General features: G+C 66.0%; 14 protein-coding genes. 1 reads left to right on the forward strand and 13 read right to left on the reverse strand.

Translation table 11 applies throughout. The annotated features are described in order from the left end of the window. Positions 1-22: 22 nt before the first annotated feature. Positions 23-274 (reverse strand): hypothetical protein, encoded by a 252-nt coding sequence (locus RY076_RS20215; protein WP_323101178.1) that lies wholly within the window; start codon positions 272-274, stop codon positions 23-25. 14 nt (positions 275-288) lie between these two features. Next, complete coding sequence (locus tag RY076_RS20220) at positions 289-774, reverse strand: plasmid replication, integration and excision activator (RefSeq protein ID WP_323101180.1); 486 nt, start codon at positions 772-774, stop codon at positions 289-291. Positions 775-1,803: 1,029 nt separating this feature from the next. On the opposite strand from RY076_RS20220, the gene RY076_RS20225 reads away from it, so the two are divergent. Beyond that, on the forward strand, positions 1,804-2,631 hold the full coding sequence (locus RY076_RS20225; protein WP_323101181.1) for a hypothetical protein: 828 nt from the start codon (positions 1,804-1,806) through the stop codon (positions 2,629-2,631). Positions 2,632-2,654: 23 nt separating this feature from the next. On the opposite strand, the gene RY076_RS20230 is transcribed toward RY076_RS20225, so the two are convergent. The 11 genes from RY076_RS20230 to RY076_RS20280 all read right to left on the reverse strand — a co-directional run bounded on the left by RY076_RS20230 (position 2,655) and on the right by RY076_RS20280 (position 14,689). Further along, positions 2,655-3,899 carry an MFS transporter gene (locus RY076_RS20230; RefSeq protein WP_323101182.1) on the reverse strand — a complete coding sequence of 415 codons (1,245 nt, stop codon included), beginning with the start codon at positions 3,897-3,899 and terminating at the stop codon, positions 2,655-2,657. Continuing rightward, positions 3,896-4,117, reverse strand: a complete 222-nt coding sequence (locus RY076_RS20235; RefSeq protein ID WP_323101183.1) for a DUF397 domain-containing protein — start codon at positions 4,115-4,117, stop codon at positions 3,896-3,898. Before RY076_RS20235 ends, RY076_RS20230 begins: the two co-directional genes overlap by 4 nt. Positions 4,118-4,136: 19 nt before the next feature. Beyond that, entirely contained in the window at positions 4,137-5,054 is a 918-nt protein-coding gene (locus RY076_RS20240) for a helix-turn-helix domain-containing protein (protein ID WP_323101184.1), read from the reverse strand. Then, complete coding sequence (locus RY076_RS20245; protein ID WP_323101185.1) at positions 5,054-5,743, reverse strand: hypothetical protein; 690 nt, start codon at positions 5,741-5,743, stop codon at positions 5,054-5,056. The genes RY076_RS20240 and RY076_RS20245 overlap by 1 nt, the downstream gene beginning before the upstream one ends. Continuing rightward, the gene (locus RY076_RS20250; RefSeq protein WP_323101187.1) at positions 5,736-6,857 is read right to left on the reverse strand and encodes a C40 family peptidase; all 1,122 of its coding nucleotides are present in this window, start codon (positions 6,855-6,857) and stop codon (positions 5,736-5,738) included. The genes RY076_RS20245 and RY076_RS20250 overlap by 8 nt, the downstream gene beginning before the upstream one ends. Positions 6,858-7,483: 626 nt before the next feature. Then, entirely contained in the window at positions 7,484-9,544 is a 2,061-nt protein-coding gene (locus tag RY076_RS20255; protein ID WP_323101188.1) for a hypothetical protein, read from the reverse strand. A gap of 1 nt (position 9,545) precedes the next feature. Then, positions 9,546-12,167: an ATP-binding protein gene (locus tag RY076_RS20260; RefSeq protein WP_323101189.1), complete on the reverse strand. Its 2,622-nt coding sequence runs from the start codon at positions 12,165-12,167 to the stop codon at positions 9,546-9,548. Further along, a complete protein-coding gene (locus RY076_RS20265) occupies positions 12,164-12,613 on the reverse strand; it encodes a hypothetical protein (RefSeq protein WP_323101191.1) in 450 nt (149 codons plus the stop codon). The genes RY076_RS20260 and RY076_RS20265 overlap by 4 nt, the downstream gene beginning before the upstream one ends. Before the next feature lie 7 nt (positions 12,614-12,620). Continuing rightward, the gene (locus RY076_RS20270) at positions 12,621-12,872 is read right to left on the reverse strand and encodes a hypothetical protein (protein ID WP_323101193.1); all 252 of its coding nucleotides are present in this window, start codon (positions 12,870-12,872) and stop codon (positions 12,621-12,623) included. 383 nt (positions 12,873-13,255) lie between these two features. After that, the gene (locus RY076_RS20275) at positions 13,256-13,672 is read right to left on the reverse strand and encodes a ParB N-terminal domain-containing protein (protein ID WP_323101195.1); all 417 of its coding nucleotides are present in this window, start codon (positions 13,670-13,672) and stop codon (positions 13,256-13,258) included. Then, positions 13,673-14,689: a DUF5655 domain-containing protein gene (locus RY076_RS20280; RefSeq protein WP_323101197.1), complete on the reverse strand. Its 1,017-nt coding sequence runs from the start codon at positions 14,687-14,689 to the stop codon at positions 13,673-13,675. Between the last annotated feature and the right edge of the window lie 99 nt (positions 14,690-14,788).

A 14,788-nucleotide genomic window follows, 5' to 3' on the forward strand; every position in this document is an offset into this window, starting at 1 on the left:
TGCACTTCGGGTTCGCGGGTCCTCATGCCGAGCCCCGGCTCATCTGCCGGATGGCGATCTGCAGGCACTCGACCGCTTGTGACATGGACCGCGTTGCCGACCGGATGGACAGAAGCAACTCGTCGTCGGGCACATCCCTGAACGCGGTGTACAGGGAGCGGAGCTCCTCCTCCGTGTCCTGGAGCCGTCGCAGACGCTGCTGTAGAGCGCGATCGACGAAGCCTTGGTGCACGCCGAAGGCTTCGGCCCAGGCGGTGGAGTCAGCCGTGTACATGTCGCGTCACCGCCCTACGCGGCCTTGTTCGGCGAGCTGGGCGCGTGCGACGCGTGGCCGTCTGTCGGCTTGCTCGATGCCGACTTGCCAGGAGCGGACATGCCGTCGGCTCGCATGGACCATGCGGCCTGAGCCCCGCAGCGGTGGGACCGGCCCTCCTCCGGCGGCCGACACTTCGACGAGTCGACCCAAAGGGTCGCAGTCAGGTTCTCGAACACGACGCTCGTGAACGGCGACGTCCCGTCGTTGGCCGGCGGAACCGGCTGAACCTTCGCCAGGATCTTGACCGACACGGTGCGGTCCTTCTTCTTCGCCTCCGGGTCGGCGTCGATGACATCGATCGTCCACATGGGGAGGCCCGTGTCGACGTCGACCTGCTGCACCTTGTTCTCGCGGGTGGAACGGTCGTAGTCGACGACCGGAGTCACCTCGGACACGATGTACGCGCCATGTGGGAACACCTCGTCGTGGCCGAGCTTTAGCTTGCGTGCGACTGTCATCTCGATCTCCTCGGACTGGCAACGATGCCTTATGCACCACTGCATGAGTCCATGCTATGCACAGGTGCATGATTTCGGGCAATCCCGACTCGCCGAATCTGGACCCTCGTCGAAATTGATCAGCCCGGGGCTACGTCGAGTGGGCTACGGCGCGCACATCGGGCGGCAACCCGTGCTCTCTCAACGCCGCGGCCGCGGAAGCGCTTGTCGTACTCTGTGGCGCATCTGCCTAGACCTGAACCCGTCTGGGCAACGACTTCTGGGGGGCAATCCGTGCAGGTTCTCTACGTGACGACCTTGGCGGTTTCAGCCGTGGACGACTCCGTCGACCACTCAACGGTCATGGACCTGTGTTTGGAAGTTCTTGGCCGCTGGGTCGGAGGTTTGGCAGACCCCCCGATGACCGCGGAGGATTTCCACACCGATGGCGACCGAGTGCTCTCGCCGGCGAGGGACAATGCACGAACGGCTGCTTGGACGACCGTTGGTGGAGATCGAGCGCGCGCCACGCGCTTGGAGCGAGTCGACTCGTCCGTCAAGACAGGTGAGCAGTTCGTAACACGGGTGACCGTCGGGCACATAGCGGGCGAGGTGGATGTGCGAATCTCGTTGGCGCGCGAGATGCCCGGCATGAACCTAAGCCCGGCCAGTTCCCCGGAGTTGCACCAGCCAGCTTTTGTTGCGTCACTGGTTGAGGACCCCCGGCTTGTCGTACGGGTCAACGGGCAACGGCAAGACGGACGTTACTTGCAGCTACGAACGCCGAGCGAGGTCCGTGAGTTGGCGGAATCGCTGCAGACCACTTCCCGGCTTCCGATCATGTTGGTTCACACACGAACACTCGAAGCACTACATGCGGCTCGGCGGGCTGCGAGTCGCCTCGTTGGACTTGCGCGGGTGGTGACTCTTGACCTGAATGCCACCCGATCCCTATACAGGCTTCTTCCCGCCGTGGACGTTCCTTACGAGGGAGGGCTGCTGGTGTGGCCGGGCCTTAACGCTCCTCCTACGCCGATCCACTCAAGGCTCGTGAACAGCCCGGAGAAGGATGATCTACGCGCCCACCTGATGTCGCGAATCGCGCCCTTATCGGTGCTCACGAGGGGGGATGACGTTACCTACCGAGTCGCCCGGCAAGATCAACGAGCAAACCTAGCCAAAGCAGCGGCGGCGCGCTACGCAGCAGCGGAGCGAACTGGGTCCGCTATCGAACAGATAGCGGCACTCCGAGAAGAGCTCGAACAAGCGACCAGTCGGGCAGAGGAGGCCGAGGAGGCCTTCTCAGATGCAGATGACAGAGCGAAAATGCTGGCGGACAAGGTCGAGACGTTGCAGGCGCAAGTCGAGCAGCTGACCCTTGCCAGCCTCTATGCAGGCCAAGCGGAGGCCCCTGAGCCGTCGTTCGACAATGTTCCAGCTGCTCCATCCCCTGGCGAGACCAACGCGCTTCAAGCGCTCGCGGACCACCTCGAACGCGCCGCTCAGGGGCGGATCGTCTTCACCTCGAATGCAATCGCGCAATGGAAGAAGGCGGACAAGTACCCAACACCGGCAGATATGCGCGACAGCCTAATAAAGCTCGCCAAGGTGGCCGCGGACATCTATGGCGAGCAGGACCTGACGGTGGGCCATATGGACAACTGGATCCGAGAAAACTTCGACCTTAAGGTCTCGCTGCAAGATGACAACTTGCCCAAGCAGTGGGCCAAGTTTGAGTGGCAAGGGGTCCAACTTGATCGCACGCCGCACGTCAAGGTAAACGATGGCGTCCCGCCATACGCGTGCGGCCGAATCTACTTCGCATTCGACAGCGCCCGGAAGCAACTTGTCGTAGACCACGTTGGGCTTCACGCGTAGGTCGAGGCTCGGAGGCGTCGGCGCTACTTGGCGGTCTCGCTGAGGCCGAGGTCTCGCCCCGCCAAGGCGAAGACGAGCGAAGCCGCCGCGCTTCCGCCTACAGCAGCGACGATGGACCCGGTCGGCCCGAACGCGTCGCCAACAACACCCCCGAGGAGCGCCCCGACAGCAGCTGCGCCGATGCCCGCGACACGAGTCGTTGCACTGACGCGACCCAACAGTTCGTCACGCGTCAGCCGCTGGCGGGCCGTGCCACCGAGCACCGTTACTGACATCGAAGCTGCGCCAACCAGGGACAGCGCCACTCCGCCGAGCCACGCATTGGGTGCGACCAGCACCAGGAGCCATCCGACGCCTTGCGAAGCCAGTCCCGCGCCGTAGATCGCCCGGGCGGGCGGCTGAAAACGAAGCTTGGGCACGAGATACGCGGCGACGAGTCCTCCCACCGCTGACGCAGCCAAAAGGAACCCGAAGCCTGTCTCCGTGACATGCAGACGTTCGCGAGCGAAGAGCACGAGCGTCGAGTACGCGATGTTGTACACGAAATTGAAGGCGGCCATCCCGATCGTCAGCAACATGAGCTCACGCTGGCGCGAGAGGTAGCTCAGGCCTTCGCGCACTGAGCGGAGCACGGGAGGGTGATCGGCGACTGTCGTAGCCGGCGCCATGCGGCCGAGGCCTATCAGCAGTACGGCTGAGAGCAGAAATGCGACCGCGTTGCCGAAGAAGGGGATCGACGCTCCGAGCACGAAGAGCGCCGCTCCGAGCGGCGGTCCGATCATGCTCCTACCCAACAGGTCCAGTGACCAGATGCGCCCATTGGCAGTCGCGAGCCGTCGCTGGTCGCGACCTACGACAAGCGGCAGGGCCGCCTGGGCTGCGGGGTCGAAGAAGCACCCCGCGACGCCGAGCAGGAAGACACATGCAACGAGCGTCCACAGCTGTGCCACGCCCGTGAGGACCGCGACTGCCAGGCCGCCGACGAGGACGGCGCGGACCAGATCGGCGACGACCATCGTGGTTCGCCGTGGCCACCGGTCCACGAGCGCTCCCGCAGGAAGGCCCACGATGAGCCAGGCGGCATACGAGGCGGCAACCGTCAGGGAGACCTCGAAGGGATCAGTGGTCAAACGGGCAGCGAGGAGCGGCACCGCCGCGAGCACCATGCCCTGTCCGGCGATGGAGACGCCAGTGGAGGCCAGCAGCCGATTGAGACCTCGACCCGGCGAAGCTTCGATCGGCTGCTGGCTCTCCATGGCTGTGGTCATCCCGTCGTCTTCAGCAGGTCGTACTCGAACTCACCATCGCGTGCGCCGGCGACGAACGCCCGCCACTCCGCCTCCGTAAACTCGAGGACCGGTCCACCTCCGTGCGCCTTCGAGTCCCTCACACCGATCCTGCCGGCGGACTCAGCAACCTCGACACAGGCGCCGGTGTCGCTGTGGACGGACTTTCGCCATGCCGCGGTGCTCCAATCGGGTTTCATCGGTATCCCCTTCCTTGCGTCACGACGCCCAGTAGCGCCGCGCGTCCTCGATCGCCGTGCGTGAACTTGGGGCGTCGAGAGCGTCCTTGTGCAGCCCTCGGAAGAGCTTCAGGTAGGCCGTGATGTCACGATCTGCGGACAGGTAAAGATCCGCAGTCTGGTTCTCGCAGAGCACAACCGGTGATCCCGCCTTGAACTCATAAAGCACAAACGAGCCGACCGCGAACGTCGGAACGACTGCGCCCAGCTTCAGGACTCGCAGGTCGGCGTAGCCAGTGTCGAGCAGGTCGAGCAGGTGAGTCATCTGATCGACCATGTCTGCGGACGTGGCACGCGGAGAACGACGCAGCGTGGACTCGTCGAGGACTGCTTCATATCGAACGCCGCGGCGTTCTGCCAGCAGCCGTTGGCGCTCGAGTCGTGCTGACACGACCACGTCTGCGCTCAGGCCGGCTGCCTCGCAGATCGCCGTGGCGTACGAGGCGGTCTGGAGCAGACCCGGGATCCAGGCCGTCTGGTACTGCCTGAGCCGCTTGACCCGGGATTCCACGGCCTCGACGGCAGCCTGTCGACGCGGCGCACCGCCGGCACTCACCACCCAGGCACCCTCGAGACCACTGCTTCGGGCGACTGAGCCGAGGATCTCGGCCCGGACCTCCTCTGCGACGCCGTAATAGGCCAGCAGCTCGGCCACTTCGCTCAGACTGGCGCCGAAGCGGCCCGTCTCGACGCGCGAGATCTTCGACTGTGACCATCCGAGGTCGCGCGCGACAGCCGACCCCGAGATACCAGCTGCTTCCCGGATCCGCCGTAACTCGAACCCAACCTCTGCCATTTCGCCCTTCCATGCACTGATGAATAGGACGACGATATAGACCTTGAGGCTCAGTGCACGACTGGCCGCGCCGTGTGACCTGGTGCCGCACGCCGTATGCATCACTCGACCCAGACCTCCTCCGCGGGGATGTGGCCCACGCTTCGGTCCGAGTCCGTGTAGCTGCCCTGGTGCCAGCGGTACCACTGCTCCTCGGTGACCGCAGCGATCGCGAGCGTTCCGTCGCGACTCATGAGTGGACCCGAGACAGCGCGCAGGTCGACGTCGAACCGCCCGTCCTCTAGGGCCCTGACCAGGCGCGAGCCGATGAGGTGCTTCCGTCCCGGCACGGGGCTCAATGGTTCGACACGCGGTTCGTTCGGGTCCTCGAGCACGGGCCGGAGCCATGAACCGGCTTGAGTGAGACGACTTCGCGGGACTCGGACGAGTTCCTCGACCCAGACACGCGACATGTCGACCACCACACCGCCATCACCATCGCTGAGGTAGTGCTCGCGCTCCTCGACGAGCCGGATTCCGGGCTCCTTGAGGCCCGGCAGGTTGAGCAGGTCGCCCGAGGCGACTCGCAGGTCAGTGCGCCAGCCGTATGCCGTCAATTCACCGTTGTCGTAGGTGGTCATGAGAAACCGGGCCCGCGCAGCGACCGGAATGCTGTCCCCGTCGCGGAGCCGGCGGACGAGCAGGGCTGGGGCCCCTGGCGCTGAGTTGCCCACGTTCTCGTCGTCCCAGCCGAAATCGCCGACGAGGGCGCCGAAGCGTCGATCGACGTCACGGGGAGTCAACTCATCCACGGTTGGCCACCACCTGGACGGCGCCCGTGGGCGAGGACACTCGACCCACGAAGGCGAGCTCACGCTTGTAGTAGTCCACCGTGAGGAAGTCGTGGACGACCTCGACCGTGAGCCCTGGCCGTGGCGCGTGCACGATGCCGCCCTGCCCGTCGTACATCGCGACGTGGTGGAAGTAGTCAGGTGGGTCGCCTGGTGTGTGGAGGAAGACGAGGTCACCGGCACGCCATGCAGAGGGGTCAGGAGGAAGCCGCTGAACGCTTGCCGCTTGGGCGCTGGCGAGTCGTGGCAGTGCGATGCCGGCTTGGTGCCAGGCGTACTGGACCAGCGATGAGCAGTCGAAGCCGATGACGCCGGCACCGACCCCGAATCCGCCGCTCGGACCGCGAGGTGTCCCCCCGCCCCAGGAGTAGGGCACGCCAATCTGGGCCAGTGCGGCAGTGACGGCCTTGCCTCCCGCGGTGCCGTCGCTGAGGAAGGCCGCGTTTGCGTAGCAGGCTGCGGAGAGGACGGTGGGGTCGCCGACGACCTGCATCGCGAGTGGCTGCCACTTCGCATAGGCGCCCGGGAAGGCACTGCGCTGAACGGCCTGAGCGGCGTCGGTGACCGACATCCGGTCAAAGCCCGAGATGTCAAGCAGGCCTGGCTGCCCTTGCTGGCCGCCCGTGTAGAACATGCGTGCGGACGTGGCGGGGTCCATCCGGTCGGCGGCGCTCCCCCATGCGGTCCGCTGCTGGAAGAGGCCCACGCTGTCGCGGTCGCCGTAGGGCACGTTCACGAGGTTGGACTCCTGCATCGCGGTCGCCACGGCGATGACCCAGCCGTAGGAGGGGACCTTCAGGTCACGGCCAACCGCCACGATGGTGCGAGCATTCGCCGCCTGCTCCTTCGTGAGGCCTTCGATGCTCGTGACAGTGCCCACGCTGTCGATCGCCGCTCCGGGGCAGCCACCGCCACCGGCGGGCCCTTCCTGCTGCTGACCCGCGCCGCCGACGAGCGCGAGCATCAGGACGGTCGCCAAGCCGCCGACCAGGAGGAGGGGTAGGACGACCAGCAGGGCTCGCCGGAGCCTGCGCCACAGCAGGGCACGGCCAGCGACGACGAGCGGTGCGACCATGTCAGCCGCCTGCCTGTGCGGGCGTCAACGTCGGTGTCGGCGCTCCGGGGACGTCGTTGGCTGGCTCGAGACTGCTCACGAGACATGCCGCACCCGACTTCTGCGTCGTGACGTCGACGCGACCGCCGTCAGTCGCGAATCGGTATCCGCTCGCACCGGGCCGAGAGAGCACTTGAACAGGATTCGGTGAGACCTGGCTTGCCGGGACGCTGCTCGGATCCGTGTGACTCAGCTGGTCGATGAGCTTGGGCACCGCATAGGGGCGAAGCCCGTCCAGCCACCTCGCCGGCGGCAGGTTCGTCTTGACCCAGACACCCATGAACGATGCTGCCGCGGCTTGGCATGAGGCGTCCGTTGATGGCCCCACGCGAGATGGGCCGGTGGAAGCGCTCGGCGTCGCCCTAGGAGTCCGGACAGTGGTCGGTGTCGCCCTGCTCGTCTCGACGTGGGGCACTTGCGTAGGTGGTGGTGACGTGCCCGGGGTGGCGGCCGGGGCCGCCGCGGGGCGCGGATCCAAGAAGCTCGCAGCCTGGCCCAAGAGCGCGAGCACGATGAGCAGCGCAACAACGCTGACGCTCAGGTGCCGCCACGACCAGAGCGGCCACGCGATGAGTCGAGTCAGACGGCTACTCATTGCCACGGCCCCGCTCGGACTTGCCAGGCTCGACCGTCACCATCGACTTCGTGTTCGCGTCGAACATCCGCACGCGCAGGCCTTGCCCGGTCACCTCCGTGTGCGAGTCATGCGTGCGCTCGATGGGGGTCAGCACCTTGACCCCAGAGGGCACCTCATCGACGAGCTGCCCTTCAAGGCCGCGGGTGGGAAGGCTGTGGCGTGGCGCACGCGCCGTGGGGGTGTCGAGGCCGCTCGACTGCACTCGACTGACCGTCGACACCCTGGCTGAGCCAGCAGCCTCCGGGTCGGATTCGCGTTGCCGCCCTGTCGGGCCCACCGGCGTCCCCGGAAGTTCGTGACGCGGACCCACGACTCGACCGGACACATACCGCTGGGCGTCTGGAACGTCGGGTTGAGTCACGGTGACTGAGTCGAAGCGCCGGCCGATCGACTCCGGCGGAAGGTTGACCCGCCGCACGTATCGGGCGGGGCCGACATCGCGCGGACCGTGGCGGCCGTTCTGCGCATCGTCGTCCTCGTCGGAGGTCTTCCCGGTGGCGATCTTCTTCTTGGCAGCGTCCTCGTTGCCGTCATCGACGGCCTTGCGCCCGACGAAGTAGCCGAGGGTCGTGCGCCCGACGTTGCGCAGCATGGCTCGCTGCGAGGTCTGGCCGAGCATGCTCGTCAGCGACAGGAGCGGCATCAACAGGATGAAGGCGGCGAGCGAGACGACGAGGCACATCACCAGGGCCAGGATCCCCATGCCGGCACCGTTGGCCTCCTTGATGATTGCGGCGATCGCAACGCTGTGGATGGCTGAGCCGACTCCGAAGGCGATGACGTTGACGACGGATGCGCCGGCGATGTTGCCGATCCGCCTGACGATGCTGGCCATCGGGGCGATGACGCCGAAGACCGCGGCAGCGGGAAAGAACATCACCAAGAGGCGCAACATGACGAGTCCCGCGAACATGAAGATGTCTGCGATGAGCCGGAACACCGCCGTGAAGGTGACGCCGATGAAGCTCATGAAGCCGGCGCCGGCGCGGCCCTTGGCCTTGCCTTGGACGGCGGCGTACGCGAGCGGGTCCTGGTCTTGGATCTCCTGGGTTGTTGCGACCCAGTCGTCGGCCTTCTGCTGGGTCATCTTCTCCATGCCGTCAGGGGTGGAACGCGCAGTGGCGAGTTCGGCGCGGCTGAACGTGGACTCGCGGAAGAGCAGCGGTCCCCACTTCTTGGCTGCTGGGCTGTCGGGGTCGCCGAACTCTCCGCGCAGCCAGGACTGGTAAAGGATGTCGTCGACAATGAGGGCCCCTTGTGCGCGAGTGGGGTCGCCGGCGCCCGGGCCGGTGAGGCCGGCTGCGCTCTCGTTGACGGAGGCCACCGAGCTCGTGATGGCCTGGTCGAAGAAACTCGCGACGCGGGTGGGGTACTGCGAGATGCCAGACAGCACCGCAAGGACGAAGATCGCCCAGACCGCACCGGACATGACGGACGAGAGCCGTCCGCTCAGTGAGTAGAAGAGCAACAGGACGGCGACACCGAGGAACGACACGATGCCCCACGGGGACCAGATCGCGTCATGCAGTCGCGTGGTCACGGTCGCGACGACGTTGTCGAGCGGCTTCATGTACTGCTCTGGGTGGGCGACGCGGTTGTGGATTCCGTTGGTGGCCGAGCTGATCCACACTCCTCCACCCAGGAGTGCGTTGCCGATGAACGTGTCGATCGTTGCGTCCATCTCGCCCAAGCCACCCATGCAGCCGGTGTCGTAGGTGCTCCAGCCGAGGCCGGCATAGCCGTACTGGTCGTAGATGGTCGTCCTCCGGCCGGCAGCCCACGGATCGCCCTTCGGCGGGGCGGGCGTGGGGGCCGGGTCGAAGAAGCCCGGCAGCCCGGTGTCGGGAAGCGATGGTGTGGGTGCCGACTTGCAGTCCCATGGCGCGGCAGGCAGCGCAGACGCAGCCTCGGGTGAGGCGGGGCTTGCGGACGCCGAGCCACCAAGGGCCAGCATCCCGACCGCCGCGACGACAAGGGAGAGGACGATACGGCGTACGCGCGTTGCTGACATGTCAGGCGCTCGCTCTCTCGTCCTGCTCGTCTGCTTCGTCCACGTGCCCGCCCTCGTCCAGGTCCGAGTCGTCGACGGACGTGCTGGCACGCGCGACCCGGTTGCGGGCCTTGTCGGGGGCAGCGGTGGTGTTGAGCGCCTCGAGAAGCTCTGGGTGGGCGGAGAGGTCCATGCGGATGCGCTCGATCCCGCCGGACCCGTCACTGAACACGAACTCCCTCGGTCCACGCAGACCGTCACGCGAGGGCCGGGACAAGGTGCCGAAGATCTGCTCGTAGCCGAGGCCGTCGCGGATGCCGGGGATGAACCGCAGGGCATCGCGCTGCGCGTCCTCACCCGTGAGGCGACCGATGAAGGCGGCCGAACAGAGGTTGGCCAGGTCGAGCTTGAGCAGGTCGGCCGGGTTCTGGGAGGCCATGAGGACGCGCGTGTTGTGCTTGCGCGAGTCGCGCGCGGCCCGGTCGATGAACCTGCGCCCGCTGGAGAAGGTGGAGAGGGCCCACGCCTCGTCGATGAAGATGCCCTTGCGAGCATGCACGTCGCCGAAGTACATGCCGCGCTGGGTGAGCCAGGCGGCGAGGTACATGACGCACATCGACAGCCGCTCGTCGAGGTCTTCACCGCCACGGGTGCTCTCGTCGGGCAGTGCCAAGCCCCGCAGGGAGTACACCGTGAGAAGCGGCTCGAACCCGCCCTCGCCCGCGGGTCGCCCGGCGGGGAAGATCAGGCGGCCATGGCTGGTCTTGGCCGCCTCACGCAGGAAATCGGCCATGTAGCCGGCGTGCCTCGCTAGGTCGGCGTCGCCGGTGGGCTCACCGTGAGGGCCCCGGTCCAGCTCAGCGAGAGCGTTGACGACCTGGTCGCAAGAGGACCACACGTTGGCCGGCACGGACCCGACGGCGCGCATCAATGCGACCTCGGAGAGGACGTGCTCCTGCAGCTGCTTGGGCAGCATCGCGCGCAGGACACTGCTCGTCAGGAGTCGCCTGGTGTCCTTCGCCTGCTCCATCGCAGCCCGCCATGACGCCTCGTCGGGGTAGTGTTTGCGGTCCGGTTCCGCGATCACGCGATAGGTGGACAGCGACCCGGGCGCGGCGTCGAGCAGGTCGACAGCGCGTGAGTAGGCCGCGAGCTCGGGCAGCTGCGTCAGCGCCGTGAGACGGCCGGACGGGTCGAGCACCGTCCACGGGACGCCTTGGATGACCGTGCGGTAGATGATGTTGCCGCCGGCAGTCGACTTGCCGCCGCCGAGGCCCGCGCAAAGGACCGCGAGACCGGACTCCTCCTCGCGCTCGGTGGCGAGCCATGGTTCCCACGTCACCACCCGGGCGGAGGTGCCGGACGTCTGGCCCAAGTGGATGCCGATGCGGTCGCCGACGGTGGCGGTCGCGGCAGGGACGGCGGCGGCGAGGGTCGTCACCGGCATACGGCGTCGGTATGCCGTTGAGCCGAGGCGTTCGCCGGGGATGAACTCGCGTGCAACGACGTACTGGTCCTGCGGGCGGGCGATTGTGATCTGTGGCGCGTACAGCTTGCGCACGAGGCTGGCCCGGTCGATGGCCTCGTCCTCAGTTGCTCCCGCGACAGCGATGCGATACCAGCCGGTGGTGCGGGTCGACAAGCCCGACAGGCCCATCGAGATCTCGTCCTCGACGGCGAGGGCGCGGTTGGCCTGACGTTCCAGCGCCCCGGGCGCGGGCTCGTGGTGCTCGAGCTCGTAGTGGTTGGCCTGCGCGCGGATCTTCTGGATGTTGCGACGCATGGCGGCTCCGACCTTGGCGGCGTCCTCGACGAGGATGCGGCCGGACCACTCGACCGGAAAGGGCAGCTCGTCGGTGCGCTGCATCCAAGGGATCCCCGGAGGGATGTCGAGATCCGTCATGCGTCCGACCGACAGGACGCACACGTGTCGTTCGATCCGTCGGTCGTCGTGCTCACCCACGACGCGGATCGTGCGGCCGTAGGGGGTCGCGAACCAGTTCACCCGGTCGGTGAACTCGCCCAGGTCGTCGAGGTCCCAGGCATCACCTTCGACCCCTCCCAAGGTCAGCGGGGCCGGCAGCCCGAGAGAGCAGGAGCGGTGCAGCAACCACTCGAGCTGCCGTGGCGTCGCTGGCACCGCTTCGAGGCCGGGCGAGCTCATCAGCTCGTCAGTGGCGCGGATCTGCTTCTCGAGCGCCGTGACCTCTCGTTGCGAGACCGCTCCGGCGAACGTGTCGCTGAAGGTGTCACCGATGGAGCCCAGGGCCTTGAGTAGCGGGCTTCGGCTCGGGATCTCGACTCCGAGGTAGACCTCCTTGTCGGCCATGGACAGGGACGCGAGCCGGTGCTGATCCGTCGTGAGGTGCTGGGCCCAGGCAGGGAGCGGTGCCGGAGCGTTGGCGTCGTGGTCCCGAGCCCATTTCGCGACCGGGTAGGGGCGGGTCGTGACGCGCAGGTGCACTTCGCGCTTAGCGAGCTGTGACAGCACGTCGGCCCCGTCGACGATCAGCTGCTCCCGAACACCGTCCGGTCTGAACGACCAGCCTTGCGGGTCGAGCAGATACCAGGCCATCACCTTCTGCCCGGTGACCGTGCAGTGTCCGGAGATCCGGCGCAGTGCCAGGCCTCGCTTGCCGCTCATGCGCTCGTCCCCTCAGTTATGGGCTTCCGGTCGACGGCAGCTGCCTCTGCTCGCGCTCGGCGTTCGGCCTTCCGTAGGGCCCGGCTCGGGCGCGAGGGGACAGCACGCACTCGAGCCGGGCGGACTGTGTGCGCCGTGACCTTCTGGTCATCGCGGGGCGCAGAGACCTCGTGCGCGAACGCGGCAAGGACGGCTCCGAGTGGCCGGTCCGGATTGACCACCGACAGGATGAGCCGGGTCAGGGCGACCGTCGCGAGGAGGCTGTAGGCGAGGGAGAAGAAGCCGAGCCCGATGCCCAGTCGGCGCTCGATCATCTGCAGCAGCACGAACACGACCGCGCCGACCATGTAGGCGCTGTATCGGGCTCGGAAGGGCAGGGTCCGGTTGGGCGGGCCGAGCCAGACGGAGTTGACGTTGTAGATCTCGTCGTCGACCGGTAGACGCATAGTCAGCTCATCCCGTGACGAGCGAGGCCATCCACGCCCCGATGCTGTCCGCCTTGCCACTCGTGGCGAGGCCTAGGACTGCCAGCGCGATGACGACTCCGGCGACCACGCGCATGGCCTTGGCGTTGTCTCCGCGCTGCGCGAGGACGAACAGCATGGTCGCGACGAGCAGGAGGAGCAGCGGGATGATGTTGGACTTGATCCAGCCCTGGAGGCCGGTCGTACCGGCCGCGGCGGCCAGCGTCGAGATGGTGCTCATGATGTCCCCTTCTGGGTGGAATCGGGCATATCGCCCAGTTGAGAGCACCGCGCTCCGCGCGGTTGGGAAGAAGGAACACGCCGAGGCCTGACGAACTCTTGAACCACCGCTCACCGGCTGTTCACCGACTCGGGGGGAGGGGGCTTCGTGCGCCAAGCGGCCCCATGGGGCCGAACCAATTCAGCTCGGTTGACGGCGTGGGCGCTGAAGACAAGATGAGTGGTCGGAGGGGCACGCAGAGCGGCACGACGTTGCCGCCGCACAAGTCGGCCGCGGCCTCGCTCCGGCCGGCGAAGGCGGGACTAAGGTGCCGAGAAAACTCCACCGAACGTTTGCACCCGCCCGAGCGAGTTCAACCTTGCCGTGCGACGCAGAACCACGCCTTAGCGGCCCTCCCACGAAGCAAGACAGTCACAGTCGACGTGGCCCAGCCACGCTGCGATCGTTCCAATGCGCTCATCGTGGGCGGCGTTGTGGCGATGAAGACCCTCGAGCAAGTAGTACGGGCTCGCGTTATGCGAGCTATGAAGGAGGTACACCGGAGGGAGTACCTCTTGCGCGCGCATGGCCGCACGCAGGCTGTGGATCTTGTGGGTGGAGAACTCGTCCCTGTGTGACGGAGGAACCAGCTGGCTCTGATCGATTTGAGAGACGGGCACGGACTCGAAGGACCAGACTGGGTCTTCCTCGGTGAAATCAGTTTGATCCACGAAATTCTGCACTGTGGACTCGTAGTGTTGCTCGTCAGGGAACAGCTTTTGCGTCTGCGCGAGCGTGAAAATCGGCTGAGCATCAGACATCTAGCTCTCCTCGTAGGAACGTTGGATAAGCGGCAAGGCGTTCCCCAGGGCCTCAGAGTCGTTCACCCGAATCTCAAGGCCTCCTGTGCCGAAGTGTCCAATCTGCCGCACATCACGCGTGAAGCCATCGACTAAGTCGACCGTGTCCGGGTCCACCTTGACGTACAGCGCGAGCTCGCCGCGCTGGGCCAGCACCTCCACGCACAGAAAGTTCTTTAACCTACGATATGCGACGTAGTACTTAAGCGTCTTTTGACTCACGTCATCGCCCAAGGCAGTGGCGAAGGCCTCTAACTGTCCATAGAGATCCTTAACGCGGTCAGATGACTGTTCCAACGCTTCGGTGACCGTCTTGTACGCCTGAGGCTTACCAGCATTGGCTACTCGCGGCTTGGCATCCGGGGCGTCAGTCGACGTAGTGGTTTCCACCTTGCTCGAGTGCACCAGATCGAGAGCGAGCAAGTCGCCACCGAAATCGCGGTATCGGACTAGGTCGATGCTCCGATTCATCTGCTGCACGGCGTACTCGTCGTAGCGCGTGAAGCCACTGGCCACGCAGATGAGTCGAGGGTTTCGCCAGTCGATGCTCTCGGCGCCTTCTGCTCCGAGCCGATCCAGCACTAAGACCTTGAAGTCGCCCCGGTGATCCATGAGCCAGTCAAGATAGAAGAGGCCTTGGTTGATGACATTCTCGTTGACCGCCCGCTTGTACTCGAAGATGACGGGACTGCCATTCTCATCGATGCCCAGTGAATCCATGCGTCCGCCGTGGCGAATTCCGGTCGAGAACTCGGACGCAAGAAGTCTGACCCCGAACAAGACCTCCATATTGCGCTCGATGGTTTGCTGAAGTGATCGCTCAAGAGCGACCGAAGAGCTCTGCAACTCGGTCGCCAAGCCTTGGGTTATGCGGAACAGTTTTAGGTCGGACACCACGCACCTCCTTGTTGGATTCATCATGACCCGAATAGCCCGTTGCGGTTGCCCTGAGGCGCCGTCCTCAGCCAACTGGTCCATCGCCATTACTTTGCCGGACCAGACAACGCCAGACGACAACCATGCACGCTGTACAACCATCGTGGTCCCCCTCACGCACGGGAGCGTGGGGCCATACAA

The sequence above is a fragment of the Intrasporangium zincisolvens genome (assembly GCF_034724055.1).
Lineage (GTDB): Bacteria > Actinomycetota > Actinomycetes > Actinomycetales > Dermatophilaceae > Monashia > Monashia zincisolvens.